A 24,496-nucleotide genomic window follows, 5' to 3' on the forward strand; every position below is an offset into this window, starting at 1 on the left:
AACTAACTTACTGCTGCCAATAGGTTTATGAATCAACCCAAAAAGAGCCACTGGGCGTCGCTGGCTGCCGCTCTTGGCGCCGCACCTGCTGAAAATCTGAATGACGAGCCGTCGAGTGAAACTCCGGAAATCGCAGAATCGCAGGAAAATGTAGAGCCGGCTGCAGAAAAACAAGAATCCTGCGAAACGCCTGAGAGGGTCGAGATTCAGGAACCAGTCGCAGAGACCGCGCCGCCGGAAGAAGAGCCGGCGATGGAAGACGAAGCGCCGGAAGCTTCTCCCGAAGTCGAAGAACCGATCGCGATCGCCCCACCAACCAAGCGACATTGGGCCGGTTTGGCGCAGTCGCTAGGCTTGCCGGTCGAGCGCTTGTTCGGCAAGGCGACCCCGGTCGAGACGCCTGCGCCTTCTCAACCGAAAGCTCCGAAACCGCCGGCCGCCAAGCCGGCGGCCAAAAAGCCCGAACCAAAGCCGAGCATCGTCGAAAAAGAACTGACCGAGAAGGCGCCGCCCAGTCGAGCCGAATCGACCGCTCGCACGATGTTTGATGAGCGTCCTGATTCACCCGAAACCGAAAAGCGGGCCGCCAGTCTCTTCATTCAGATTGATTCTTCCTCGAAGAAATCGAGCGAATCCACTTCCGACGCGCCGCGTAACTTGTTGCCTGGCGACGAGATCTTTTTTGATACCGGCGAATACGATCTGATCGACGACATCAAGGACGAACCAGATACGTCCAACTATGATCGCGACGATCACGAAGATGATCAAGACGCCGCGCCGCGTGAAGTCGTCGCTCGCAAACGCTCGCCGAAAGTGGAAAACACCTCAGACGACGAAACCGCTGCGGAAGAATCAACCGACGAATCGGGTTCGCCCCGTCCTCGCCGTCGCCGCCGTCGCCGCGGACGTCGCCGTGACTCACGTTCAGAAACGACGACCGCCGAAGAAGGCGCTGAAGAACAAACTTCGACCGAGTCGACCGAAGTTTCCGCCGAGTTGGAACCGACCGCCAAGAAGACTTCAGACTCTGACGAAGATTCTGAATCGAGCGGCGCTCCTCGCCGTCGCCGTCGTCGCCGTCGCTCACGCAAAGCGGACGAAGGGGAAGCTCGCAAGACTCCCGAAGTCTCGCCCAAACGCGAGCTGACCGACGTTGACTTCCCCGACGATGAGGATGACGACGACACGTCAATCAGCGACGTCTATGACGACGATGATGATGACGATCACGACATGCGTCGCCATCGGAACATCCCGTCCTGGTTGGATGCCGTCACGGCGATCGTCGAGCTAAACATCGAACGTCACAAAACGGCGCCGCAGCATTCGGAACGTCGCAGCGGCGGCGGAGGTGGTGGTCGTCGTCGTCGCGGAGGCGGTCGCCGCCCAGCCGCAAATTAAGGCGACGTCAAACGCGCCAGATCAGATCAAACATCCTGCCGCCGGCGTAATCGCACGGCGGCATTTTTATAGGATGGTTGTCGTGAGTAAGGGTCGAACTCGGCGAACGTCAGCTGATTGACCGTTTCCCAGTGCATCGGCATAAAGACTTGCCCACGCTGCACTGCGGCAGTGAGATTCGCGTGCGCCTGCACGGTTCCGCGGCGCGACTCGACATGAATCAACTCGTGCGGCGAGATCCCTAGCGACTTTGCATCGGTCGGATGCAGATCGACTTGCAGCACGTTGGGATAAAGCTTCCGCAGCACGCTGCTCTTGGCCGTGCGCGTTTGCGTATGCCACTGAGCGGCGGTCCCGCGACCGGTCAATAAGACAAAGGGAAACTCCTCATCAACCGTTTCGCCAGGCCGGCGGGAATCTTCAAAAATGAATTTCGCTTTCTCATCGGCGTGATAAAACCGACCGGTTTCGAAGAGCCGGCGTTCCACCGAGCGATCGGTTGCTCCGGTCGGACAAGGCCACTGGACGCCGCGTCGATCATCCAACTCGGCGTACCCGTCGATCCCGCTGATGTCGCACGGCTGCCCCTCGGAGAGTTGCTGCATCGTCTCGAAAACTCGTTCCGGTTCGGTCCACCCCGAGAACATCTCGCCGCAGCCCCAGTAGTCGGCGACCGCGCGAAAGATCTGAAAGTCGGCCAGCGCCTCACCCGGAGCCGGCGAGACCTTCTTGTGCAGGCCATACCGTCGCTCTGAATTGATGAACGTTCCCTCTTTCTCTCCCCAAGCCGCAGCCGGCAAGACAAGATCGGCCAGTTGCGCCGTCTCGGTATTGGAGTACATGTCTTGAACGACCAGAAAGTCGAGCTTCTGGAAAATCTCCTGCAGGTCGTTTTGATGAATCCAGGAGTGGGCCGGGTTGGTGGCGATCACCCACAGTCCCTTGATCTTCTCCTGGCGGATCCCCTCAATGATCTGGTCGTAGGCCCAGCTATTTTCGGTCGGAATCCGTTCGACGGGAATATTGAGGATGCCGGCAACTTTTTGCCGATCGGCTTCGTTGGTGAAGTGATGTCCCCCCAGCAAATTGGTCGTGTTGCTGAAGAGGCGCGAGCCCATCGCGTTGCATTGGCCAGTGATGGAATTGGCGCCGGTCCCAGGCCGTCCGATGTTGCCGGTCATCAGCGCCAAGTTGATGATCGCCTGAGCGGTGCGCACCCCTTCATGGCTTTGATTGACTCCCATCGTCCACCAAAACGAGACCCGTTGGCCACGATGGATCTTCTCCGCCAGTTCGACAATCGCCTGCTCCGAGAGTCCCGTTCGTTCGACGGCCCGCTCGATCGTGTACGACTCGACATGTGCGGCGAATGACGCAAAGTCATTCGTATGAGCGGCGATAAACTCGCGATCGATCCAATCCATTTGAATCAGATAATTCGCGACGGCGTACAAGAGCGTCAGATCAGACTTGGGCTGGATCTTCAGATGCGAAGTCGCCGCTTGCGCCGTTTCGGTTAGTCGCGGATCGATCGCGATGATTTCTGGTTGATGTCGGTTGCGCAGCACACGCTCCCACAGGATCGGATGTGCGATGCAAATGTTGGAGCCGACGAAAATCAGCGTATCCGACTCTTCAAAATCGGCGTACGAAAATGGGGGCGCATCAAATCCAAACGATTCTTTGTAGGCGGTCGCAGCGGTCGCCATACATTGCCGCGTATTTCCATCGCCGTGCAGCATCCCCATGCCAAACTTGGCGAGCGATCCCAGAAACGTCATCTCCTCGGTCGCGATCTGCCCTGTGCTTAAGAAGGCGACCGCATCATTGCCGTACCGCGATTGGACCCCTTTCATCTGTTGGCAAAAATATTGGAGCGCCTCATCCCAGGTGGTCGGCTCCAATTCTCCTGCAGGGTTGCGGCGAAGCGGACGCGTCGCGCGATCCGACGACTGCAGCACGTTGAGCGCTTCCCATCCCTTGGGACAGGCCATCCCCAGATTTACGGGCCAGTCAGTCGACGGCGTCAAGTTGACCGAGCGTCCCTCTTTCAGATGAATTTCGAGACCGCAACCGGTCGAACAAAATCCGCACACCGAGGTAGTCGTCGCATCGGGTGATTCCGCATTACGCGTCTTGCCGAGTCCAAACTTCGCCGGCTCCAGCAACAACTGCCGAGTCAAATGACCGTCGCGCGCCAGAATAATATCTCCCACCATCTTTAACGGAGAGAACTTCGCTTTCGGTTCTTCACGGGGTATCGTGCTCATCCATGATCTCCCGCACGAGCGACGCCCGGCATGCTGGGGGTCGATTCTGCAGCAAAATACAAATACCGATCGATCAGCTCCGCCGCCGTTAACAACAGGAAGCTGACAGCGGCGATTGCCTGCGACGCCGCGGGATCGCTAGCCGTTAAACAACCGATCGATAAAATAATTCCGCCCCCAGCCCACAAACAGTTGCGCGCCTGCAGGGGATACTGCAACTTTCGCGTTAAAAGAGAGACGGTTCGCGTAAACGGATTCGCGAAACTCATATCGGCGCGTTCCATGAATTGCCGTTCAAAAATTGCTCGTACGACAGTCAGTGTGATCTGCGACATCACAAGCGGAAACAAGAGCCGACGATCGCCGCTGGCGGCGACAATCGCTGCTGAGAGCCCCAGCAATACAACCGTTCCGCCAAATCGACCGCCTGTCCAAAGTAGGCCCCAGACTGGGCGTCGCGTCGCGACATAAATCATGATGCTGCAAAAGACCCCCACCAGACCGACGGCGACGCCGAGCCAGGCGGCGATCGCGCCAAACATCAGGTATTGCTGAAACCAGATCGACGCAGTGGCCAACGCGATCAAGGGAAAGTATTTGCCAAAAATGACCGCTTCACGACTGAGCCAAGAGGTTCTTAATCCCAGAAAAACGCGATAGCCGTAAAAGGGTCGCCCAAGATGGAGCCCCGATGCGGCGAGTCCCAGCATGCAGGAAATCGTCGCGAGTAAGAACAAGCCCAATCTCTGCGTCGGCAGCAGACAACCGGCCAGCGCGGCGCCGACCGACAACTGGGTGAAGACCAGCAGTACGACCAGCGGCAGATGACCATGGTTGAGTCGGAGTGAAAACTGATCGCCGGAAGCCAACTTCACCTTTCGCGCTGCGCCCACAAATTGCGTGGTCGGAGCGGTCGTCGCCGGGTGAGCAGCGCCGTCGAGAAATTCTCCCCGCTCTCCGGCCGCGCGTGCGTCTGCTTGACGGACCAGCGTGATGCGGATCGCCTGATTGGGACATGCCTGAACGCAGGCAGGCGCTTCGCCGACATCGAGCCGCTGGCGACACATGTCGCACTTCCGCACGATGCCCTTCGCTTCGCTATACTGCGGCACGTCGTAAGGGCACATCATCGTGCAATACTTGCAGCCGATGCACTGGTCATCCAAGTGGACCACAATGCCGGTGACGGGATCCTTGTCGTACGCTTTCACCGGGCACCCCTTCAGACAGCCGGGGTCGGCGCAGTGATGACACGCAGTCGTCACATGCTGCAGCGTCGCGCACTCATCTTCGGCTTGGAGTAGTCCGACGCTGCGCCAGGTCTCTTCTTCTTCCAAGCCGTTTCGATTGTGACAAGCGACGACGCAAGCTTTGCAGCCCGAGCAAGCGTCAAGATCAACTTCGAAGGCGTATTGCTCTCCAGCACTTGGCGCAGCGGCGGGCAACAGTTCTCGATAAAGGGGCGCCATCAACGGAGCCGTCGCGTCGGCATGCCGCTGCGAAAATCGTTCGACGGCAGTCAGATCCTGTTGCTCAACGAGCAAAAACTGAATCAGGTCAAAGCCGTCGGTGATCTTCGGCTTGTCAGGTTGTAATACGCTCGCCATCAATATTCCTTTACAGCGTCACGCAAACGACCGAAGCCAGGCGATTGCCAACAAACTGCGGGAAGGCGACTTGCCAGGTCTGTGAAGAGCCTTCGCCGACCAACATCAGCTTGGGGAATCTGGCGGCGGCCACGTAGCCAACGAGCCCTTCGCTTAACCGTAGTTTCGAGGGCGTCTCGTCCGCTCCTTCCATCGCAATCCGATGTTTCCGCTCTAGTCCGACACCTTCGCTATCCAGCAGCCAGACCTCGACCGCCGAGAAGAGCGGCAATCGGTAAGAGCCCATCACGAGCAGCACGCTCGCCAGCTCAAATTCGGACTTCATGAAAGGGAGCCCCACGCCAAAGTCGAGCCCTGCCGAGCGGGCGCCGGCCGAGCGCATGAAATTGGGGGAGGTTCCCAAATGATTGACGCAGGCGGCCAAGCGGTTTTCCCACACTTCGCCCGGTAACCCCGAACGACGCGGGAAGCGGACATACGGCGTAATGCGCTCGATATAGTCGAGACTACGATAGATCCCCTGAGCCAAACTTAGTTCATCTCGATCGTCCCGTTTCCAGACTTCAAAGGCGCCGATCGCATCTTCAGGCAGCTGAAACAGCATTTCCACAACGCCGCGCAACGATTCGCTGGTAGCGCAAGGAAAGGCCAAATAGACCTGGTCGCCGATATCTTCGAGCCAAATGCCTCGCTCTTGCTGAAATCCGACGCTCACGTTCTGATCGCCGCGAACCGACCAATCGCCGGTCGCGTCGATCGTCCACCCAGCCGATTCGGCGTCATCCACGGCGGAAACACGCACCGCTTGCAGCATGCTCATGGTATCGATTTGCATGGGGACAATTTCCCTATTGGTTCTGTCGGTTGGTTACGCTTCGGCGTGCGCCAGCGTCCGTTTTTTTCGTAGCCCGTTGCGCAAGCGAGGGAAATGCGGTCGGCTACTGCGATCCAATTTTGAATCGCCGAGCGATTTTCCCTCGCTTGCGCAACGGGCTACGAAGAGAGATGTCAGCCAAATTTTCTTCATGGATAACTTCAAAACTGGCGCTGCGGTCTAGTGGCCAATCGATTCAGAAAAACGCATTTTCAAAATCTGTGCGTCGGCTTCTTCCGACGCGTCGTTCGACTTCGTCGCATCCGATTCAGCGATTGTGGGAGCAGGCGCTGGACGATGCTTACGACGATCCTGTTCTTCCAAAAACGAAACCAGGCAGCCGCGCAAGTCGTAGTACAGCGGATCTTCCAGCACTTCCTCGCGTTGACGCGGACGCTCGAACGGCATGTCTAAGATTTGGCCGACGCGGGCCATCGGGCCGGTCGTCATCATGCAGATTCGATCGGCCATATAGATCGCTTCGTCCACGTCGTGGGTCACCAGCATCGTCGTAATCTTCTCGCGATCGAGAATCTTCAAAATGACATCCTGCAGCTCCATGCGGGTCAGCGAGTCAAGTCGTCCGAACGGCTCATCCAACAACAGCATCTTGGGTTTCAGCGCGATCGCGCGAGCGATGCCGACACGCTGTTGCATGCCGCCAGACAACTCGCGAGGATACTTGTCCATCGAGTCCGCCAGGCCGACCGCATCGAGATAGTACTCGCAGATTTCTTTCCGCTGCTGACGCGTCCCATGGGCGAAAACGCGATCAACGCCGAGTCGCACGTTTTGAATCGCCGTCATCCAAGGCAACAAGCATGGAGACTGAAACACGACCGCGCGATCGGGACCGGCGGACGAGATCTCTTTGCCAGACAGAACGACGCTCCCCTCGGTGATCGAGTTGAGCCCGGCTACCATGGTGAGGACCGTCGACTTACCGCACCCAGAGTGCCCGATCAAACTGACGACTTCCCCCCGTTTCATAATCAGGTTGAAGCCGTCGACGACCGTGACGCGATCACCGTACGGATTGGGATACGCCTTCGAGAGCCGAAAAAGCTCGACGTAGCGTTGTTCGCCGCCGTTGGACATGACGATTTCCTTGCTGAGGGACTAGGCGCCCAAATTGGCTGGCACAAGATCCGGCAGCGTAAACCGCCGCGTTTCAGTTCGCGTTTTTTTATCGGCGCTCAGTTGCAACATGTACCGCGTCGCTTCGTTGCGCAAATGTTTGTATTCAGGATCAAAATTCAGCGTGGTCCGGTCTCGCGGTCGCGGCAGCGTAACGTCAAACTCGCGTCCCAATTTCGCCCCAGGCCCCGGCGTCAACGGGACAATCCGATCGGCCATCAACACCGCTTCGTCGACGTCATTGGTGACCATCACCACGGTGCGACGGTCTTCTTCCCACAGTCGAATGATTTCGTCTTGCAGAACGCTACGGGTCAACGCGTCGAGGGCGCTCAACGGTTCGTCCAACAGCAACACTTCGGGCTGCATCGAAAGGGTGCGCGCGAGTGAGAGCCGTTGCCGCATACCGCCCGAGAGTTCACTCGGATATTTCTTTTCCGAGCCGGTCAAGCTGACCATGTCGACATACTTTTGCACGTAGTCACGTCTTGCGCTCCCGGTCAGATCGCGACGCAAGCGTTTAACGGCCAGGTCGATGTTGCCGACCACGGTCAGCCATGGCAACAACGAATAGTTCTGAAACACAATTCCGCGGTCAGGGCCCGGCGCCGGCATCGGTTCTCCTCGGTACAACGCAGAGCCGCGAGTCGGCGTCGTCAGTCCGGCCAAGGTCGAAATCAGCGTCGACTTGCCGCTGCCGGAATATCCAATCACGACGACGAATTCGTTTTCTTCGACCTTTAAGCAGGCCTCGTCCAGAACGACATATGCCTCCGCTCCCATCCCGAAGGAGACGGTCACATCTTGCAGTTCCAGCACCGGCGGCTGATTTGCATCGTCGCCGGGAATGTTGGCGTTGCGGATCATAGGGCGGTTGCGCCTCCATCAAAACTGACCAAGCGTTGGAACACGATCATGATGCGATCCAACAACAAACCGACGACGCCGACAACAAACACTGTAAGCAGCATTTGGGAAAATGTGTCGGACGAGCCGTTGTTAAACATGTCCCAGACAAATTTGCCTAAACCGGGACTGGACGAGAGCAACTCGGCGGCGATCAACACCATCCAGCCGACGCCCAACGAAATCCGCAGCCCCGTAAAGATCAGCGGCAACGCCGAAGGGATCACGATTTTCGTCAAGCGATCCCACATGCTCAGCCGCAACACGCGAGCGACGTTCAAATGATCCTTGTCAATCGACGCAACTCCCAACGCGGTGTTCACTAGCGTGGGCCAGAGCGAACAAAGGGCGACTGTGATCGCGGAACTCAAAAACGCAGGTTTGACCCACGCTTCATCCGGACGTTCGATAAACCCGCCCACGACGATAAAGACAATCGGCAGCCAAACGATCGGCGAAACTGGTTTAAACAGCGAAATGAGCGGCGATAGAGAGGCCATGATCACTTTGTTTAATCCGCAGAGGACGCCGATCGGAATTGCGATCGCCGTCGCGAAGAGAAAGCCGACAAAGACGCACTCGATGCTGGTGAAGACCTGATCAAAGAAGGTTGGAGGTTTGGCGTAGATCGCGCCGGCGCTCGACAGGACACGTTCTTCGGCGCCAAGATAGTTGAGGGTCGCGTCATAGCGCTGAGCGGGATCGGCCGCGGCTAACGCAGCGTCTGCATTTTTGAGCGTCAGCGCTGCACTGGCGACATTGTTACGTCGATTTCCATCGCTCAGCAACGAAGCTCGCTTGTCGAGAAATTGCGTCTCTTGATCCAGATCGTTCTTTTCGCTCAGCAGCGCCGCAAATTGCGGCGTCGTCGATTTGCGGATCGCCGCCAGGTCAGATCGCAGTTCTTTCAGATGGGTCGACTCGCGGGCCGATAAGGTCTGATGCTCACGCACTGCGGCGACGTATTGCTCGCGCGGCCCATCCTGAGAGACCTCCAGCTTGTTCCCCAGTTGGTGCAACTCTTGCTCCCGCTCGACTTGCGCCGCTTGGTAGACGATCGATTGATTATCGATTGCTGTTTCGTACTTCTGCAGCGTTGCAGCCGTCTCGGCGTCCAGCGTCGCCGTCAGCTCGGCAAGTTCCGATTCGACCACCAACTTGCGTTCGGTCGCGTCGGCCAACTGCTGCGTGACCAGAGCCAGGGTCGTGTCTCGATCATCGCCGGTGCGGGCGAAGTCCGCTTTCTTGGCGTACTCGCGCCAGTGAAACTCATAGACGTCGACCAACGAACCGGCGACATCAACCGGCGAAGGAAGACTACCGGCTTTGGTTTTGATCAAAGGCGCGATCGCCGCCCAGGCTCCGATGAACAGGGCGAATACGACCACCGGCGCGACGATAAACAGGCCGATCTTCCGCACCTGCTGCCGCGGTTCTTCGCCGTAGCAGAGCCGGACGACCGGCTCAAAACAGTTCAAGCCGGCGACATCCAACAAACGAATGATTTTGTATTTCATCGCGAATTCTTGAGGGGTAATCGGGGGGCAAAATCTTCTTGACGACTGCCTGGCGCAACGAACTATTCGTCTTTGTTGCCGATCTTGTGCGCGTTGAGATAGGCGATTGGATCGTGACCGTCGTACGAGATTCCATCGATAAACTCCGCCGTCGGCGGCTTGTAGCCGTCGGTGTCGGCCTCGGGAACTTCGGAACGATCCAGCTTTCCTTCGCGGATCAGCCGCTCGGCCGCTTCCCGATAGATGTCAGGTCGGTAGATCTTTTTGGCGGTCTCGTCGTACCACGCGGCCGACTTCGGTTCGGTGATCTGTCCCCAGCGGCGCATCTGCGTCAAGAACCAGACGCCGTCGCTATACCAGGGGTAGGTTGCGTGATCTTTGAAGAAGACGTTGAAGTCGGGCAATTCTCGTTTGTCCGATTTTTGAAAGTAGAAGTAACCGGTCATCGAATTGCGAATCACATCGACATCGGCGCCGACATAGTTTGCTTTCGACAGCAGTTGCACCGCTGATTCGCGGTTGACGAATTTTCCTTGGGCATCCGCTTCGTCCAACCATTTTCCGGCTTGGATCAGCGCCTTTACGACCGCGACGTGCGTGTTGCGGTTTTCATCATTCCATGCTTTCGTAACGCCAAACACCTTTTCCGGGTTGTTCTTCCAGATGTCATAGTTGGTGACGACCGGTACGCCGATCCCTTTGACCACCGCTTGTTGGTTCCAAGGTTCACCAACGCAATAGCCTTGGATCGTGCCGACTTCCATCACTTGCGGCATCATCGGCGGCGGCGTTACTGATAGCAACACTTCCGCATCGGTCACGCCGGTCGTATCGGCTGACGTGTACATGCCGGGATGAATTCCGGAAGCGGCTAACCAGTAGCGAAGCTCGTAATTGTGCGTCGAGACGGGAAAAACCATCCCCATCTTCAGCAGGTCGCCTGATGCTTTGCGTGCTGCGACGACCGGACGCAAAGCGTCGGCCGAGATCGGATGTTTCGGTTGCGGCGATTGGAGGGCCGGATCGGCTTTCTGCATCTCCTCCCAGATCGAATTCGCGACGGTGATCGCGTTACCGTTCTGATCCATCGTAAAAGCGGTGATCACATGCGCTTCGCCGTTAATTCCGATCGTCGAGGCGATCGGCTGCCCTGACAACATGTGAGCGCCATCCAACTCGCCGCTAATCACCCGTTCTAGCAGCGTTTTCCAGTTCGGCTGCGCTTCGATCTCGACCTGCAAGCCTTCGTCCGCAAAGAAACCTTGCTCTTTAGCGATGACCAGCGGAGCACAGTCGGTCAACTTTATGAAGCCAAACTTCAGTTTTGTCTTTTCAAGCCGCAAGGAAGCAGGACGATCACTCTTGGCCGCTCCCAACGAACTCGGCTTCTCTTTCCCTAAGACCTTCATCGCGGCAGTCGCTTCCGCCGCTAATGCATCGATATCGAGATCTTGCAGACTTGGACCGCTTCGCTGTTGTCCGCAGCCGCAAATCACCATGCCGGCGCAGGCTAACCAAAACATCGCTGCGAAAGGAGAGATTCGATGACGTCGCATGAAAAAGATCCCGGGGTGACTTCGGCGCTGAAGGCTCGACCTCTAACGGATCGCGCACTAAAGGTTCGACATAGAGTCGATTTCGTTGCCGATAGCTCTATCGCAAGCGGCGTGCCGTCCGGCGAATGCACGATTTACAAATGACGTAAATCCAATCTATGCGGATGCTTGTGACAGGTACCCCACCCTCTTCACCATAGGCGCCGCATTGCCCCACTTGCGTTCATTCCCGGCATGCCATGCACTCCCAGGTTGCAGTCTGCCAGGAGAAAACTGCGCATTCCCTGGCCACCCCTGGTCTCATGGTGCTCACTGCTGTCGGCGATTACTTCACGCTAGGCAAACTTCCAGGGCCACAAGAGTTTCCGTCAATTTTTATCGCTGACATTTCCGAACCTTGCCTTAAGTGGCCAATTGGCATGGCCACCCCGACGTTTCCTTGCGATCCAGGTCATTTTCATGTTCATCGACTTACAAACCCGGTACTGGCTGCAAATCGCAGTCGTTGCTGGACTCCTGTTTGGGGGAAGCGGTCTGCAGGCGGAAGAGCCTTACTCCTTCGTTTCGCCGTCCGATTTGACGAGCGTCCATCTCGAAGGCGTCACGGCCGAAACGACCGAGAACATGGAGTCCATCCAATCGATGGACTACTTGGAGTCGACCGCCGGCAGCCCGGTCGTCTGCGATGAAAAGAAAAAGAAGGAGTTAGCCGCCCAAGTCGCCGGCGCGTACAAAGGGGTCTACTACGAAAATAACTTCTCGTATCTGTGCGACCCCTGCTACGACGATTGGCATCTCGGCGAAAACTTCAAACGCATCTGCGTCGGAGATTGCGGCGTCTTCGATCTCGGCGGCGAATACCGAGCTCGTTACCATAACGAAAACAACTTCCGCGGACTCGGCCCCACCGGTCGCGACGATAATTTCTTGCTGCAACGACTGCGGGTCTATGGAAACTATCAAATCAATGATTGGGCCCGCGTCTACGCCGAAATGCTTCATGCGACCAGCGAATTTGAAGATTTCGCACCGCGCCCGATTGAAGAAAACTATTGGAATCTGCAAAACTGCTTTGCGGACATCAAGTTCCTCGAAACTTGCGAAGGCGAATACTGGGCTCGCTACGGACGCCAAGAACTCCTCTACGGAGCGCAACGAACCGTTTCGCCGCTCGACTGGGCGAACACGCGCCGAACCTTTGAAGGCGCGAAGGTCTTCTACCGAGGATCGAACTGGGATGTTGACGCTTTCGGCGTTCGCCCGATTTTTCCGACGCGAGACACATTCGACACGCCGAACTACGATCAAGCGTTCTACGGAATCTACTCTACCTACAAGGGCAAGAAGGACCAGACGCTCGACCTCTATTGGCTCGCCTACGAGAACAACGCTCGCCCGTTCAACTACCAGACGCTTGGTTCGCGTCTGAAGGGCAAACGAGGCGAACTACTCTACGAAGCGGAAGCCGCCGTGCAGTTTGGTACGTTCACCGACAACGATCATAGCGCCGGATTCTACACGTTAGGCCTGGGGCATGAGTTCTCAGACATCTGCTGGAAACCGACGATTTGGACCTACTACGACTGGGCTTCCGGCGATTCGACCATCGGCAACGGTTACGATCATCTGTTCCCGCTCGCGCACAAATACTTGGGCTTCATGGACATCTTTGGTCGTCGCAATATTACGGACATCAACTTCCTGCTTACGGCGGCGCCCGATCCGAAACTGAAGCTGCTCGCCTGGTGGCACATCTTCAATCGCCAAAACGATGAAGACGCCGCCTACAGCGTTGTCATGACTCCGCTGGGAACCAATCCGACGAACCCCTTCACCGGCGGATCCAAATACTTGGGGCAAGAACTCGACCTGATGGCCTCCTACACGATCTCGCCTCACTCCGACCTGGTCCTGGGTTATAGCCACTTTTTCACCGGTTCGTTCTTCGAGAACGCCGCGAACCCCGACTTTCCCTACAAGGGTGACGCTGACTTCTTTTGGGCCCAATACTCGCTTCGATTCTAAACCCAAAAGATGCCTTCCTACGCATTGATCAACGCCCGCGAGTCCACTCCAAGACCCGTTGGGCGTCTTCTTTTTAACGCACAGATTGCCTGAAACTTGGGCAAAAACCGGCTTCTTGTCGTTTCGCCGCCGCGTTCGGTCATCCGCCAAAGTACGAAATACCGGGGAGAATCTCGACGAACAAACAACAATCACCTGATCGGCACGCGACTTGCAATAGAAGAATTTCAAATGAGTCGTCTCGAAGGAGACCGGTTTGAAATCTCTTGAGCGGAGCTGACGGAGTGCGACGTCCCATGCGAATGCTAGTGATCGACGATGATCCTGGCGTCGCCATCATCGTTCAGGAAGCCCTCAGCGGTTTCGCCATTGAATTTTGTTCGGCTGATTGCGGCGCTTCGGGGCTGCAGCTACTGGAGAAGCGACGACCCGATGTCGTTTTGCTCGATCAGGTGCTGCCCGACTGCTCTGGAATCGAATTGATCGAAAAGATTCAGGCGATCGATTCGCGTCTGCCGATCCTGTTCGCGACGGCGCGCTCGTCGAGTGATCTCGCGATCGAAGCGATGAAGCTGGGGGCGTTTGATTTTCTTACCAAGCCGTTCGCGCCAGAAACGATCGCCGAAAAAACGCTGGAAGCGCTCGAAAGCCGGCATCTGATGTTGATGCCGGTGCAGTTGCCCTCGCAAAGCGAATTAGCCGAAGGTGGGGATCGTTTGGTAGGCGCTTGCTCGGCGATGCAATCAGTCTACAAAGCGATCGGTCGCGCCGCGGCACACGATGTTCCGGTCTTGCTGCAAGGCGAAAACGGAACCGGTAAAGAACTGGTCGCGCGAGCCGTCTATCAACATGGGCAACGTCCTGATCGCCCCTTCCATAAAATCTCCTGCATTGACTTCACCGCTCATTGGCTGGAAAGCGAACTACTGGGACACGAGCCGAATGCAATGCCTGGCGTCCTGAGTCGCCGGATCGGCAAATTCGAACAATGCTCCAAAGGGACCATCCTGCTAGAAGAGATCGCCGCGATTCCGCACGCACTGCAAAGCAAGTTGCTCCGCTACTTGACAGAGAAGCGATTCGAGCGACTCGGTGGGGACGAGACGATCCATAGTGACGTCACGATCTTCTTTACCACCAGTTATGACGCTGAAGAACTGGTGGCCGAAGGTCGCTTGCGCCCCGACCTCTATTACTTGCTGAGCGGATTTATCATTAAGTTGCCTCCGCTCCGCGAACGTGAAGACGATTTACGGTTGCTAGTCGATCATTTTGTGGGTCAATTCAGCCGAGTCGAACGCATCACCAATATGGGAGCGGTTCGCACATCCGACGAAGCATTGCGGTTGCTCACCGAATATAGTTGGCCCGGCAATGTCGCTGAACTACGGAGCGTACTGAGAAGAGCCATGATCGAATCCCAAGGCGCCGTCATCGCTGGAGACTATTTGCGCAAAGCGCTGCGCGAACATGGCGTCGACCGCACGCATGGGGAGGCGCTTGATACAAACTGGGAACATTTTGTTGACGAACGGATATCGAGCAAGTCGAATGACATATATTCAGAGGCGGTTATTGAGATGGAACGCCATCTGATCTCGCTGATCCTGCGGCAAACCGGAGGAAACCAAGCGCACGCTGCTCGTTTGTTAGGGATCACCCGGACGAGTTTGCGAAAGAAAATCAACTATCTGGGCCTCGAGATCGAACAGTTTCTCGCGACGGCCTGATGACAAAAACCCCGTTGCCTGCATGCCTACCCCCTCCTTCTCCGCTTCGACGCGTCGTTTGACGATGCTCTATATCGCGGCGCTTAGCATCGTCGCGCTCCTTTCCATCTCTGGCCAAGTTCTCGTTCAGCAATCAATTGACCGTCAGCAAGGGGACTCGACCCTTGTTAATATCGCCGGTCGACAACGGATGCTTAGTCAACGAATCGCCAAATCGGCCTTGGTGCTGCGCGATCAGCCAGACAATCAGTCGGAAGCGTTGCAACAGTTGCGGGAAAGTCTAGACCTCTGGAAAGAATCGCATCAACAGTTGCTCGACCGTGGCGCAGCGCAAGACACCGGCGGCGCCAACAGTCCCACCGTGCAAACAATGTTCGTCGCGATCGAAGACGATTTTCGTGAAATTCAAACTTCCTCACAACAACTCTTAGAATCGCCAAGCGACGCACCAAACGTCGCGCAGTCGGTCGAGAACATCATGCGGCATGAACAGCCGTATCTCAGCGGCATGGATCGAATCGTCTTTCAGTATGACAAAGAAGCTTCACTGCGCGTCGCACGACTGCGACGGATCGAATCGCTGCTGCTCGGCCTGACCCTCTTCGTCTTGTTGCTCGAGGGCTTCTTCATTTTCCGACCAGCGGTAAGAGAAATACGCCGCAATCTCGACACGCAAACGCAGATGACCGAGCAACTGCAATCCGCGAAAGTGAAAGCGGAAGAAGCGAATCGCGTGAAGACCGACTTTCTCGCCAAGATGAGCCACGAGATTCGCACCCCGATGAACGCGATCCTGGGATTGTCGCAATCGCTGACCGAATCGATTCAAGATGAACGACAACGACGCCAGGCGCTCGTCGTCAACGATTCGGCTCGTTCCTTGATGTCTCTGCTCAACGATTTGCTCGATGTCAGCCGCCTTGAAATTGACGCGAGAAAACCGGTGACCGCCGAGCCCTTTCACTTGGCGTCACTCGTGCGCCGCACGCAAGAAATGTTTGCGCTGCAGGCACAACAGAAGGGAATCCAATTTCCGATCAAGATCGACCCGGCTCTGGAAGTCATCGTGCTCGGCGATGAACTCCGGACGCGCCAGATCCTGACAAACTTGATCCAAAACGCGCTGAAGTTTGTCGAGGTCGGATTTACCGCTGTCGAAGCGACGGTAACCGCCCAAGACGAACAGACGATCACCGCTTGCATCGCCGTAAAAGATTCCGGTCCAGGCATTCCCGAAGATCAACTGGAGCGTATTTTCGACGCTTTTTCTCAACTCGGCAATGCTTCGAATTCGCAACGCGGCGTAGGACTAGGCCTGCATATCTCGAAACGACTCGCCGGAGAGTTAGGAGGACGCCTGACCGTCACCAGTCAGGTCGGCGTTGGCAGTCAGTTTTGCTTAGAACTCCGACTCAACAAGAGTGACGCGATATCGGACGAAGTCCCCGCAGTGAGGATGGCGAACCCTGATCCGAATCTCAAAATCCTGGTTGTGGAAGACATCGAAGCGAATCAACTTGTCCTCCAAGAGATGCTCGACAAGCTAGGTCTGGTCGCTGACTTCGCCAGTGACGGACGATCAGCGCTGCAAGCAATCGAACTTTCTTCGTACGACGTGGTCCTGTTGGATCTTGAGCTGCCAGACATTTCGGGGCTCGCTGTGGCGCATCAGATTCGACAAAAGTTTGAAGTCGATGATCTTTCGTTGGTCGCCGTCACTGCCCATGCGGTCACCTCTTACAAGACGTCAGCCATCAAAGCCGGCGTCAACAAGTTTCTTACCAAACCGATCGGATTTGACGAGTTGCGAATTTGTCTGGCGCAGACGCCCGCCTCGAAGCACACGCCGCTTGAGATCACCGACAGCCTGCGACAGAAGCTGATTGCGCTCTTCCTCGAACATTCTCCCGCCGCGATGAACGATCTTCGCCAGGCCTATCAAGACCAAGACCAGCGCCGCGTCGTATTCCTAGCGCATCGTCTGCGAGGAATGCTCGTCTACTTTGATCGTCGCGAAGCGACCAGCTTGCTTGCGCAGCTCGATCGCGAAGATCTTGTGCTCTCTAACGATCGAACCGCGGCAATTCTCCATGACTTAGAGATCTCTATCGCGCAGCTGCAACAAGACTTGAACGCGCAACTCTCTGAGAGCGCTTAGTTTTTTTTGGCAGTTCGCCTGCAAATAGTTGACAACCCAGCGCAAGCTGGATGAAATAGGCGACATCCTTCCCCCTGCCTCCCCGCGCTTGCCTTCCCTCGACGAGTTGTGACAGCCTATGTTTCACGGCAACACCCGCTCACGGTCCCTCTTGATCCTGCTGTCGGCCTGGTCCGCTGGGATCCTTCGTGCCGAACAACCAACTTCGCCGGTGATTCCTGCCTACGAACGCTTTTACGCCGCAGCTGCCGCTGACGACGTTGCAGGTGGACGACTTCTCGTAAGCGAGCTGAATTGCGTCGCTTGTCATCCGACGAATGAACAGACGCGCGTCGCCCTTGCCAGCAAAACGGCGCCAGATCTTTCTAACGTTGGAGCACGCGTTCGCCCGAGTTACTTTGCCGAATATTTGTCCAACGTGCACGGCGCCAAGCCAGGCACAACCATGCCGCAGCCGCTGCGTGATCTCACCGAAACGGAGCGTGCTCAAGCGATTGAATCTCTGACCCACTTTCTTGCGTCGACCGGCAGCTTTCGCGAAACGCGGCGGCGCGAAGCGTTGATCGCTCCAGGCAAAACGCTCTTTCAACAGGTTGGATGCGTCGGTTGTCACAATCCGGACCCCGGCCATGGAGAATCGCTGGCGACCTCCAAGCCGCTAGGAGATCTTGCGAAAAAATACTCCGTCGGTTCGCTGGCTTCGTTCTTACAAGACCCGCTTCAGGTTCGTCATTCAGGACGCATGCCTAGTTTGAATCTTCGCGGTGAAGATGCGACGGCGATTGCTCAGTTTTTATTGCCCGATCTCGATCCCTCTTTTCCGGCGAACCTGCGATACAAGTACTATGAAGTAAATCTCAAAGAACTGCCGGACTTTGCGAAGCTCGAACCGAAAACCTCGGGCGAAGTCGACGGATTTTCGCTCTCGGTCGCCGACCGTCAGAACAACTACGCCATTCAATTCGAAGGTTTGTTTGCAGCGCCGCGTGAAGGGGAATACGAATTTTATCTGATCTCGGACGATGGAAGTCGCCTCTTGATCGATGGGCAGGAAGTTGTGAGCAACGATGGAATTCATCCGGAATCGACTCGCAACGGCAAGGTTCACCTGTCGGCCGGCAAGCATTCGATCGTGGTTCAATATTTTGACGGCGGGGGACAGACCTCGTTGGCGGTCGAATATCGCGGTCCGAAAATCTCTCGTCGCGAAGTCTTTGCAGAACTCTCGCTGAACGATGCTAAAGCCCAAGCCGGCGAAGAACCTCCTTTCGAAGCCGATCCCGCTTTGATCGAACAGGGAAAACAATGGTTCGCCAAAGCCGGCTGCGCCAGTTGTCATGCCAGCGCTGAGAAAAATTTGCCGCCCCCGACATTCGCCGCCAAACCGCTCTTGGATTTGAATCTGACAGCCGGTTGTCTGGCCGAGACTCCCTCCCCCAAATCGGCGGACTACCATCTGACCGCCCAGCAGAAATCGGCGATCCGCGCGGCGCTGCAGAAATTGCCCCAGGAAGAAACGTCGCCAGAGCTGACGATCCAACGCACGATGACGCAGATGAACTGCTATGCGTGTCACGCACGTAACGAGATCGGCGGTGTCGAAGAGGCCCGCAATCCCTTCTTTGCAACCACCCAGCAAGAGATGGGAGACGAAGGACGCATTCCTCCGCATCTCAACGGAGTGGGCGGAAAACTGAAAGCGGACTGGCTCGCTCACATCTTGAAAGACGGCGCCAAAGATCGTCCCTACATGACGACGCGGATGCCCAAGTTTGGGGGACGCAACGTCGGAAAATTGAAGGATCCATTCGAGCAACTCGATTCGCTTCCCGCAATGGAGGTCGTGATTGATGATACGCCGGCTCACATCAAAGCGATCGGCCGTCACATGGTGGGAGATAAGGTCTTTGGTTGCATTAAGTGCCATACGTTTGACGGCGTCAAAGCCTCCGGCGTCCAAGGGATCGACATGACGTTGATGACCAAGCGTCTCGATCACACCTGGTTCCATCGTTATGTGGTCAATCCGCCCGGTTATCGTCCCGGCACGCGGATGCCGACGGCGTGGCCCAATGGTCAATCGGTGATGAAGAAGATTTTGGACGGCGATACGGAGCAACAAATCGAAGCGATTTGGCAATATCTGAACGATGGAACCCGCGCGGCGAAACCGTTTGGCGTCGGCGGTCAGGCGATCGAATTGGCCTCCTACGGTGACGCGATCATGTATCGCAACTTTATCGAAGGCGCGGGCACTCGCGCCATCGGCGTGGGTTACGCCGAACATGGCAACCTGGCGATCGACGCCAACGAAATGCGTCTCGCTCTGATCTGGCAAGGCGCCTTCATGGACGCTGCTCGACATTGGAGCGGTCGCGGACAAGGGTTCCAACCGCCGCTGGGAGACAACGTTTATAAGTTCGCCAGCGGACCTGACTTTTTCGCGCTTGCGTCAGAAACGGACGATTGGCCCCCAGGAAACGCTAAACCGCTGGGGATCCAATTCAAAGGTTATCACTTGGACGACATCCGCCGTCCCACGTTTCGTTATCGGTACGACAACGTCGATGTAAGCGACTTCTACGAAGTGAACAAAAGCGACGACTTTCCGACCATTACGCGCACGATCCGCTTTGTCGGCAAGCCGACAGCGCCGCTCTATTACCGAGCCGCCACCGGCGATATTCAAGATCTGGGCGATGGTCGCTACAAAATCAACCAACAGCTGACGATTCAACTATCGCCAGGCGATGCCATCGTTCGTTCCAACCAACATGATTTGCTAATTCCGATCCGTTTCCAAGATGGCGAAGCGACCATTCGTCAAACTTACGCTTGGTAACCACCAGCCATCTCACCGCGAGTCATCCCCCCATGCGACACCTTATTCTCACGCTGTTGGCAGTTAGTTGTCTAGGCACGAGCAGCGCAACCGCCCAGTCGGACGAGCAAAGCAAATACTATAAAACCACGACCTTCGAGATCCCCGCAGATATCGTGCTGGAAGCCGGCGGTCTCGATTTCATGCCCAACGGCGAACTCGCCGTATCGACGCGGCGCGGCGACATCTACATGGTGACCCATCCTTTCTCGGCCGATCCGGCGAAAGAATCGAAATTTAAACAGTTCGCCAGCGGCCTGCACGAAGTGCTTGGAATCGCTTATCGCGACGGTTGGCTCTATGCCACGCAGCGCTGCGAGATCTCCCGCTTGAAAGATGAAAATGGAGATGGACGCGCCGACCTGTTTGAGACGGTCGCCGTGCCATGGGAAATCAACGGCGATTATCACGAATATGCGTTCGGATCGAAGTTCGACAAAGATGGTTACATTTGGGCGCCGCTCTGTCTGACCGGATCATTCTCGAGTCAGGTCCCCTTCCGCGGCTGGTGCTTCCGAATTTCGGCCGCTGGCGAAGTGATCCCAACGGTGAGCGGGATTCGCAGTCCCGGCGGCATCGGCATCAACGCCAACGGCGATGTTTTTTACACCGACAATCAAGGGCCCTGGAATGGAACCTGCGGCCTGAAACATTTGGAGCCCGGCAAATTTGTAGGGCACCCCGGCGGCAATCGTTGGTACGATCAAGCGCCCAACATGGGGCCCGCGCCGCAGACGCCCGAGAGCGGCAGCCGCTTCCATATCGAAGCGGAGAAAATCCCCGAGTATCTCCCCGCCGCTGTTCTTTTTCCCTACGACAAGATGGGCAAGTCAGCCAGCGGCGTCGAACTCGATCGCTCTGGCGGCAAGTTTGGGCCGTTCGCAGGTCAGATGCTCGTCGGCGATCAGTCGCACAGCACCGTGATGCGCGTCTATATGGAACAGGTAAACGGACGTTACCAAGGGGTTTGCTTCCCATTTCTCGACGGAATCGCTTCCGGCACGCTGCCGCTGTTGATGAGCGACTCTGGCAGCCTGTTTGTAGGCGGCACCAACCGCGGCTGGGGTTCGCGCGGCTCCGCCCCCTATTCGTTGGAACGGATCGAGTGGACCGGCGTGACCCCGTTTGAAATCAAAGAGATGCAGGCCCAGCCCAATGGCTTCGAATTGACGTTCACCACCGCCTGCGATGCGAAGTCGGCCACGTCGCCCGACTCATACAAACTGACCACCTACACCTACATCTACCAAGAAAGCTACGGCAGCCCTGAGGTCGATCACACCGAACCGAAGATCACGCGGATCGAAAAGATCAACGACAAGACGGTGCGGCTTTACATCGACGGCTTGCAGAAGGGACACGTCCACGAGTTGCACTCCCCCGGCGTGCGCAGCGCCACAGGCGAAAAACTGTGGCACGACGTCGCCTACTACACGCTGAATCAGATCCCAAAGAAGTAATCAAGCAGTGTAGGTCAGGCCAAGGCCTGACCTACACTGCTTGATTGCCTGGATGGTCTTCGCCATCCCCTGCTAGTTGGTCAACTTGAAGTCCTTTTCAACATGCGAGTCCGAGTCGGTGATGTTGATTTCCAAGTCCGACGTTTCCGCACGCGAATACTTGGTTGGAATAAGTTGCGACGCCTTAGGAGTGGATGAAACGCTCGCGGGATCAACTCCCTCGCTGATCGCCTCCATGGCGACAACGACGACCTTATATCGCCCGACTTCCAACCCCTGATCAGGTCGAGTCTCGTAACGGCCATCGACCAAGTCCGCGCTCACCGCTTTGCCTTGCGTGGTTTCTACGGGAGAAAACCCAACCGTGCCGGTGGTCACCGGTTGGCCGTTGTACTCGATAGCGCCTGAGACGGGAACCTGCTTAGGTCCAGCATCTTCCGAACAGCCCGACAAAAGCGATGCCGCCAGCATGATCGCCAAGAAATTTTGTAGATACCACATAAGAGAACCTGTTGTGTAATAAAGTCCCGGACCAAAGCTGCGGGAGGAAGAATCAGAAACTTTTTTGAACCAGCCAACATGGACAGGCTCTACTTGCAACCATCGCCATCAGGGCCCGCTCGTTAGTAGTCACCAAGCGTTTCGCCACCACCTTTGGTGCCTAACCGGTTGAACGTGATGATATCGAGCGTCTCGCCCAGGAAGCGACAAGACCCGTCCGTAGAGAGGAACAAGGCGCCGCCGGGATGCAGGCTGCTAAAGCTCCGGTCGTAATAGCTTGCCAACGATGCTCCGTATGCCGCGGTTCGCGTGTCGCTGTTGATACTTTTAATGGTCGATCCTAGCGAGAAGCCTTCCATCCAGTGCCCCAACTGCCAGATGTTGCCGTCCTTCGCAGTGGTGCGTTCTTCTCCAACGGCAAGGGTATTGGAGGTTCCGTCCGTTACATCCCGAAGTCGGATGGCGCTGGCTCGCATCACAAACAGTCCAGGGGCCGTTTTCCCGCTAGCGCCATTATGATCGTTCGACGCGCCCACAATCGTACAGCCTGTAGTCAGAGCACAGGGGCTTGTAGCGGTCGTGGTCGAACCTGTCGCCGCAGGCCCCGCACAGCCGAAATAATTGGACATCGGACCTGAGTACTTGGGCGTATTCGTCCAGGGACTGGTGGTCGAAGTCAGAGATGCGCCAGAATCGCTGGGGCATTGAAAACCAGAGATCGTTGTCTTTACGGCCGACAAGCCTTCCGCTTTCGTAGCCCAGGCACTACTTCCTGCTCCAGCGATAAATACGCCCGACGATCCCATTTCCGCCTTCATCTGATCGTATATCGCGCCCTGTTCGATGAAAGGGAGCAGAAATCCTCGCCAGTTGTAGACCGACGCGCCGGTACTTGGTCCATCTCCCCAGTTCACCGTATTGGGAAGCGTTCCCCCGTAGGGAAATACCAGAAATGTATCGTGATAGTTGTGCAATCCGAGACCAATTTGCTTCAGATTGTTCGTGCATTGCATCCGTCGCGCCGCTTCGCGCGCTTGTTGCACAGCTGGCAAGAGCAGCGCGATCAAGACGCCGATAATCGCAATGACCACCAGGAGTTCCACCAGCGTAAATCCACTTCGCTTTTTCATAACATTGTCTCTAAAACAGTAGATGGATGATCGAATAGGAATAGAAATTTAGTCGTTGCAAGCGACCGTTAGGCGGTAGGCTCACATAGTTTGACCGATAAACGGCGGACGACCGTTTCAGGAATATCACCTTGGGCTTGCTCGATGAGCAGCTCAGCAAGTTGCGAGCCGATCGATTCCGAAGAATCGACCGTCCGAATCGATGGCCAAGGCAACTTGGCCTGATTTCGACTGTAGACATCGGAGAGCACGATCGGAATATTTCGAATGCTGGCGTTTTTGGACTGCCGCACTGATTTTGCAGCCGTTTCGGCGATCGGCTGTGACCGGCAAATAAATCCAGTCGCCTGATGCGTGTGCGTCAATTCATGCGTAGCATGCTGAATCGCCAGTTCGTCGGCGGGCAGGAAGCGTATCGTCAAGTCATTGGGGTGCATTCCCAGCTCAGAGGCCGTGTTCCAGATGGAATCCATAAAGGAATGGTCCCCCGGCAACACTTGGCTCCGCATCAAGACGCCCATCTTGCGCACGCCTGCTTGGAACAACGCGGTAATGAGCAGCTTTCCGGCCTGAACTTGGTCTCGATCGACCGAAGGCAACGTATGAATGGAAGGAAAACGGGAACCGAAAATCACCGTGGGAAATCCGCTCGCTTCAAATAAGCGTTGTGATGTCAATGAAGATCGAGCCAGGATGAAACCTTCCGGCTGTGGCGAACGGGCCGACTTCGCGATCAAGTCATTCACCCAATCAAAGTCGTCGCTGCCGGGGAGGTGATTGAATTCAATTTCTGCGTCCGGCAGCACGCTGCGAATACCAACGATGACCCCATCGGCCATCAGACCTTCCGTCGAGAGATACGATTTATTTACCACCAAATGAACCCGATCGATGGCTCGATTCACCTTGGCATGGAGACCTTCCGCGACAAACGTCCCCCGCCTCTGCCGGCGATTGAGAACATTCCGCTGCACTAAAATCTGCATCGCTCGATTCGCTGCGGTGGTGCTGACGCCTAGCATCCGCGCCGCGTCGGCTGTCCCCAAATAAGGGTCGCCCGGCTCCAAGCCTCGGCCGGAAATATCGGCCAGGATCTGTTCCGATAACTGAATTACGCGGGGGATTTTCATGCTTTCCATAGGTTTAAACTAACGCCGCCATCAGAAATTGCAATATATATTTCCAAACACTAGAAAATTATTTCTGTTGTTATTGAAATTACTTCTCGGCCACGTTAAGGTGGCTTTTAATTCAAATGAAGCCCCATTAACCGTCAATCCCCCCTTCAACGGATGCAAACGAGACGACGATTTCGAACGCGTTTCGCGGTATCGACTTCT

General features: G+C 56.2%; 16 protein-coding genes. 6 read left to right on the forward strand and 10 right to left on the reverse strand.

The window, feature by feature from the left end; genetic code table 11:
• The first annotated feature begins 27 nt into the window (after window positions 1–27).
• A complete protein-coding gene (locus tag M4951_RS13560) occupies window positions 28–1,404 on the forward strand; it encodes a hypothetical protein (protein ID WP_262022191.1) in 1,377 nt (458 codons plus the stop codon).
• A gap of 26 nt (window positions 1,405–1,430) precedes the next feature.
• On the opposite strand, the gene M4951_RS13565 is transcribed toward M4951_RS13560, so the two are convergent.
• The 7 genes from M4951_RS13565 to M4951_RS13595 all read right to left on the reverse strand — a co-directional run bounded on the left by M4951_RS13565 (window position 1,431) and on the right by M4951_RS13595 (window position 11,271).
• Entirely contained in the window at window positions 1,431–3,623 is a 2,193-nt protein-coding gene (locus tag M4951_RS13565; RefSeq protein WP_262026920.1) for a molybdopterin oxidoreductase family protein, read from the reverse strand.
• A gap of 47 nt (window positions 3,624–3,670) precedes the next feature.
• The gene (locus M4951_RS13570; RefSeq protein ID WP_262022192.1) at window positions 3,671–5,281 is read right to left on the reverse strand and encodes a DmsC/YnfH family molybdoenzyme membrane anchor subunit; all 1,611 of its coding nucleotides are present in this window, start codon (window positions 5,279–5,281) and stop codon (window positions 3,671–3,673) included.
• Window positions 5,282–5,291: 10 nt separating this feature from the next.
• Window positions 5,292–6,116: a hypothetical protein gene (locus M4951_RS13575; RefSeq protein WP_262022193.1), complete on the reverse strand. Its 825-nt coding sequence runs from the start codon at window positions 6,114–6,116 to the stop codon at window positions 5,292–5,294.
• A 219-nt stretch (window positions 6,117–6,335) separates the two neighbouring features.
• Window positions 6,336–7,253 (reverse strand): ABC transporter ATP-binding protein, encoded by a 918-nt coding sequence (locus M4951_RS13580; protein ID WP_262022194.1) that lies wholly within the window; start codon window positions 7,251–7,253, stop codon window positions 6,336–6,338.
• Between the two features lie 21 nt (window positions 7,254–7,274).
• Complete coding sequence (locus M4951_RS13585) at window positions 7,275–8,159, reverse strand: ABC transporter ATP-binding protein (protein WP_262022195.1); 885 nt, start codon at window positions 8,157–8,159, stop codon at window positions 7,275–7,277.
• Window positions 8,156–9,715, reverse strand: a complete 1,560-nt coding sequence (locus M4951_RS13590; RefSeq protein ID WP_262022196.1) for an ABC transporter permease — start codon at window positions 9,713–9,715, stop codon at window positions 8,156–8,158. Before M4951_RS13590 ends, M4951_RS13585 begins: the two co-directional genes overlap by 4 nt.
• Before the next feature lie 62 nt (window positions 9,716–9,777).
• Window positions 9,778–11,271, reverse strand: a complete 1,494-nt coding sequence (locus M4951_RS13595) for a CmpA/NrtA family ABC transporter substrate-binding protein (protein ID WP_262022197.1) — start codon at window positions 11,269–11,271, stop codon at window positions 9,778–9,780.
• Between the two features lie 459 nt (window positions 11,272–11,730).
• Here M4951_RS13595 and M4951_RS13600 point away from each other — a divergent pair, with 459 nt between their 5' ends.
• From M4951_RS13600 to M4951_RS13620, 5 genes are all read left to right on the forward strand, one after another.
• Complete coding sequence (locus tag M4951_RS13600) at window positions 11,731–13,296, forward strand: alginate export family protein (protein WP_262022198.1); 1,566 nt, start codon at window positions 11,731–11,733, stop codon at window positions 13,294–13,296.
• Window positions 13,297–13,580: 284 nt separating this feature from the next.
• Complete coding sequence (locus M4951_RS13605) at window positions 13,581–15,026, forward strand: sigma-54-dependent transcriptional regulator (RefSeq protein WP_262022199.1); 1,446 nt, start codon at window positions 13,581–13,583, stop codon at window positions 15,024–15,026.
• Window positions 15,027–15,048: 22 nt separating this feature from the next.
• Window positions 15,049–17,184, forward strand: coding sequence for an ATP-binding protein (locus M4951_RS13610; RefSeq protein WP_262022200.1), 2,136 nt, complete (start codon window positions 15,049–15,051; stop codon window positions 17,182–17,184).
• Window positions 17,185–17,302: 118 nt separating this feature from the next.
• Window positions 17,303–20,026, forward strand: coding sequence for a PA14 domain-containing protein (locus M4951_RS13615; protein WP_262022201.1), 2,724 nt, complete (start codon window positions 17,303–17,305; stop codon window positions 20,024–20,026).
• Between the two features lie 32 nt (window positions 20,027–20,058).
• Entirely contained in the window at window positions 20,059–21,525 is a 1,467-nt protein-coding gene (locus tag M4951_RS13620; protein ID WP_262022202.1) for a hypothetical protein, read from the forward strand.
• 72 nt (window positions 21,526–21,597) lie between these two features.
• On the opposite strand, the gene M4951_RS13625 is transcribed toward M4951_RS13620, so the two are convergent.
• The 3 genes from M4951_RS13625 to M4951_RS13640 form a co-directional block, all read right to left on the reverse strand.
• Complete coding sequence (locus M4951_RS13625; RefSeq protein WP_262022203.1) at window positions 21,598–22,026, reverse strand: hypothetical protein; 429 nt, start codon at window positions 22,024–22,026, stop codon at window positions 21,598–21,600.
• A gap of 122 nt (window positions 22,027–22,148) precedes the next feature.
• Window positions 22,149–23,156, reverse strand: a complete 1,008-nt coding sequence (locus M4951_RS13630) for a DUF1559 domain-containing protein (RefSeq protein ID WP_315985729.1) — start codon at window positions 23,154–23,156, stop codon at window positions 22,149–22,151.
• Between the two features lie 68 nt (window positions 23,157–23,224).
• Window positions 23,225–24,286 carry a GntR family transcriptional regulator gene (locus tag M4951_RS13640; protein WP_262022204.1) on the reverse strand — a complete coding sequence of 354 codons (1,062 nt, stop codon included), beginning with the start codon at window positions 24,284–24,286 and terminating at the stop codon, window positions 23,225–23,227.
• Between the last annotated feature and the right edge of the window lie 210 nt (window positions 24,287–24,496).

This window comes from Blastopirellula sp. J2-11 (assembly GCF_024584705.1).
Taxonomy (GTDB): Bacteria; Planctomycetota; Planctomycetia; order Pirellulales; family Pirellulaceae; genus Blastopirellula.

Coding starts and splice junctions, on each gene's coding strand:
- M4951_RS13560 (WP_262022191.1), top strand. CDS start 28: ATGAATCAACCCAAAAAGAGCCACTGGGCGTCGCTGGCTGCCGCTCTT.
- M4951_RS13565 (WP_262026920.1), bottom strand. CDS start 3,623: ATGGTGGGAGATATTATTCTGGCGCGCGACGGTCATTTGACTCGGCAG.
- M4951_RS13570 (WP_262022192.1), bottom strand. CDS start 5,281: ATGGCGAGCGTATTACAACCTGACAAGCCGAAGATCACCGACGGCTTT.
- M4951_RS13575 (WP_262022193.1), bottom strand. CDS start 6,116: ATGCAAATCGATACCATGAGCATGCTGCAAGCGGTGCGTGTTTCCGCC.
- M4951_RS13580 (WP_262022194.1), bottom strand. CDS start 7,253: ATGTCCAACGGCGGCGAACAACGCTACGTCGAGCTTTTTCGGCTCTCG.
- M4951_RS13585 (WP_262022195.1), bottom strand. CDS start 8,159: ATGATCCGCAACGCCAACATTCCCGGCGACGATGCAAATCAGCCGCCG.
- M4951_RS13590 (WP_262022196.1), bottom strand. CDS start 9,715: ATGAAATACAAAATCATTCGTTTGTTGGATGTCGCCGGCTTGAACTGT.
- M4951_RS13595 (WP_262022197.1), bottom strand. CDS start 11,271: ATGCGACGTCATCGAATCTCTCCTTTCGCAGCGATGTTTTGGTTAGCC.
- M4951_RS13600 (WP_262022198.1), top strand. CDS start 11,731: ATGTTCATCGACTTACAAACCCGGTACTGGCTGCAAATCGCAGTCGTT.
- M4951_RS13610 (WP_262022200.1), top strand. CDS start 15,049: ATGCCTACCCCCTCCTTCTCCGCTTCGACGCGTCGTTTGACGATGCTC.
- M4951_RS13615 (WP_262022201.1), top strand. CDS start 17,303: ATGTTTCACGGCAACACCCGCTCACGGTCCCTCTTGATCCTGCTGTCG.
- M4951_RS13620 (WP_262022202.1), top strand. CDS start 20,059: ATGCGACACCTTATTCTCACGCTGTTGGCAGTTAGTTGTCTAGGCACG.
- M4951_RS13625 (WP_262022203.1), bottom strand. CDS start 22,026: ATGTGGTATCTACAAAATTTCTTGGCGATCATGCTGGCGGCATCGCTT.
- M4951_RS13630 (WP_315985729.1), bottom strand. CDS start 23,156: ATGAAAAAGCGAAGTGGATTTACGCTGGTGGAACTCCTGGTGGTCATT.
- M4951_RS13640 (WP_262022204.1), bottom strand. CDS start 24,286: ATGAAAATCCCCCGCGTAATTCAGTTATCGGAACAGATCCTGGCCGAT.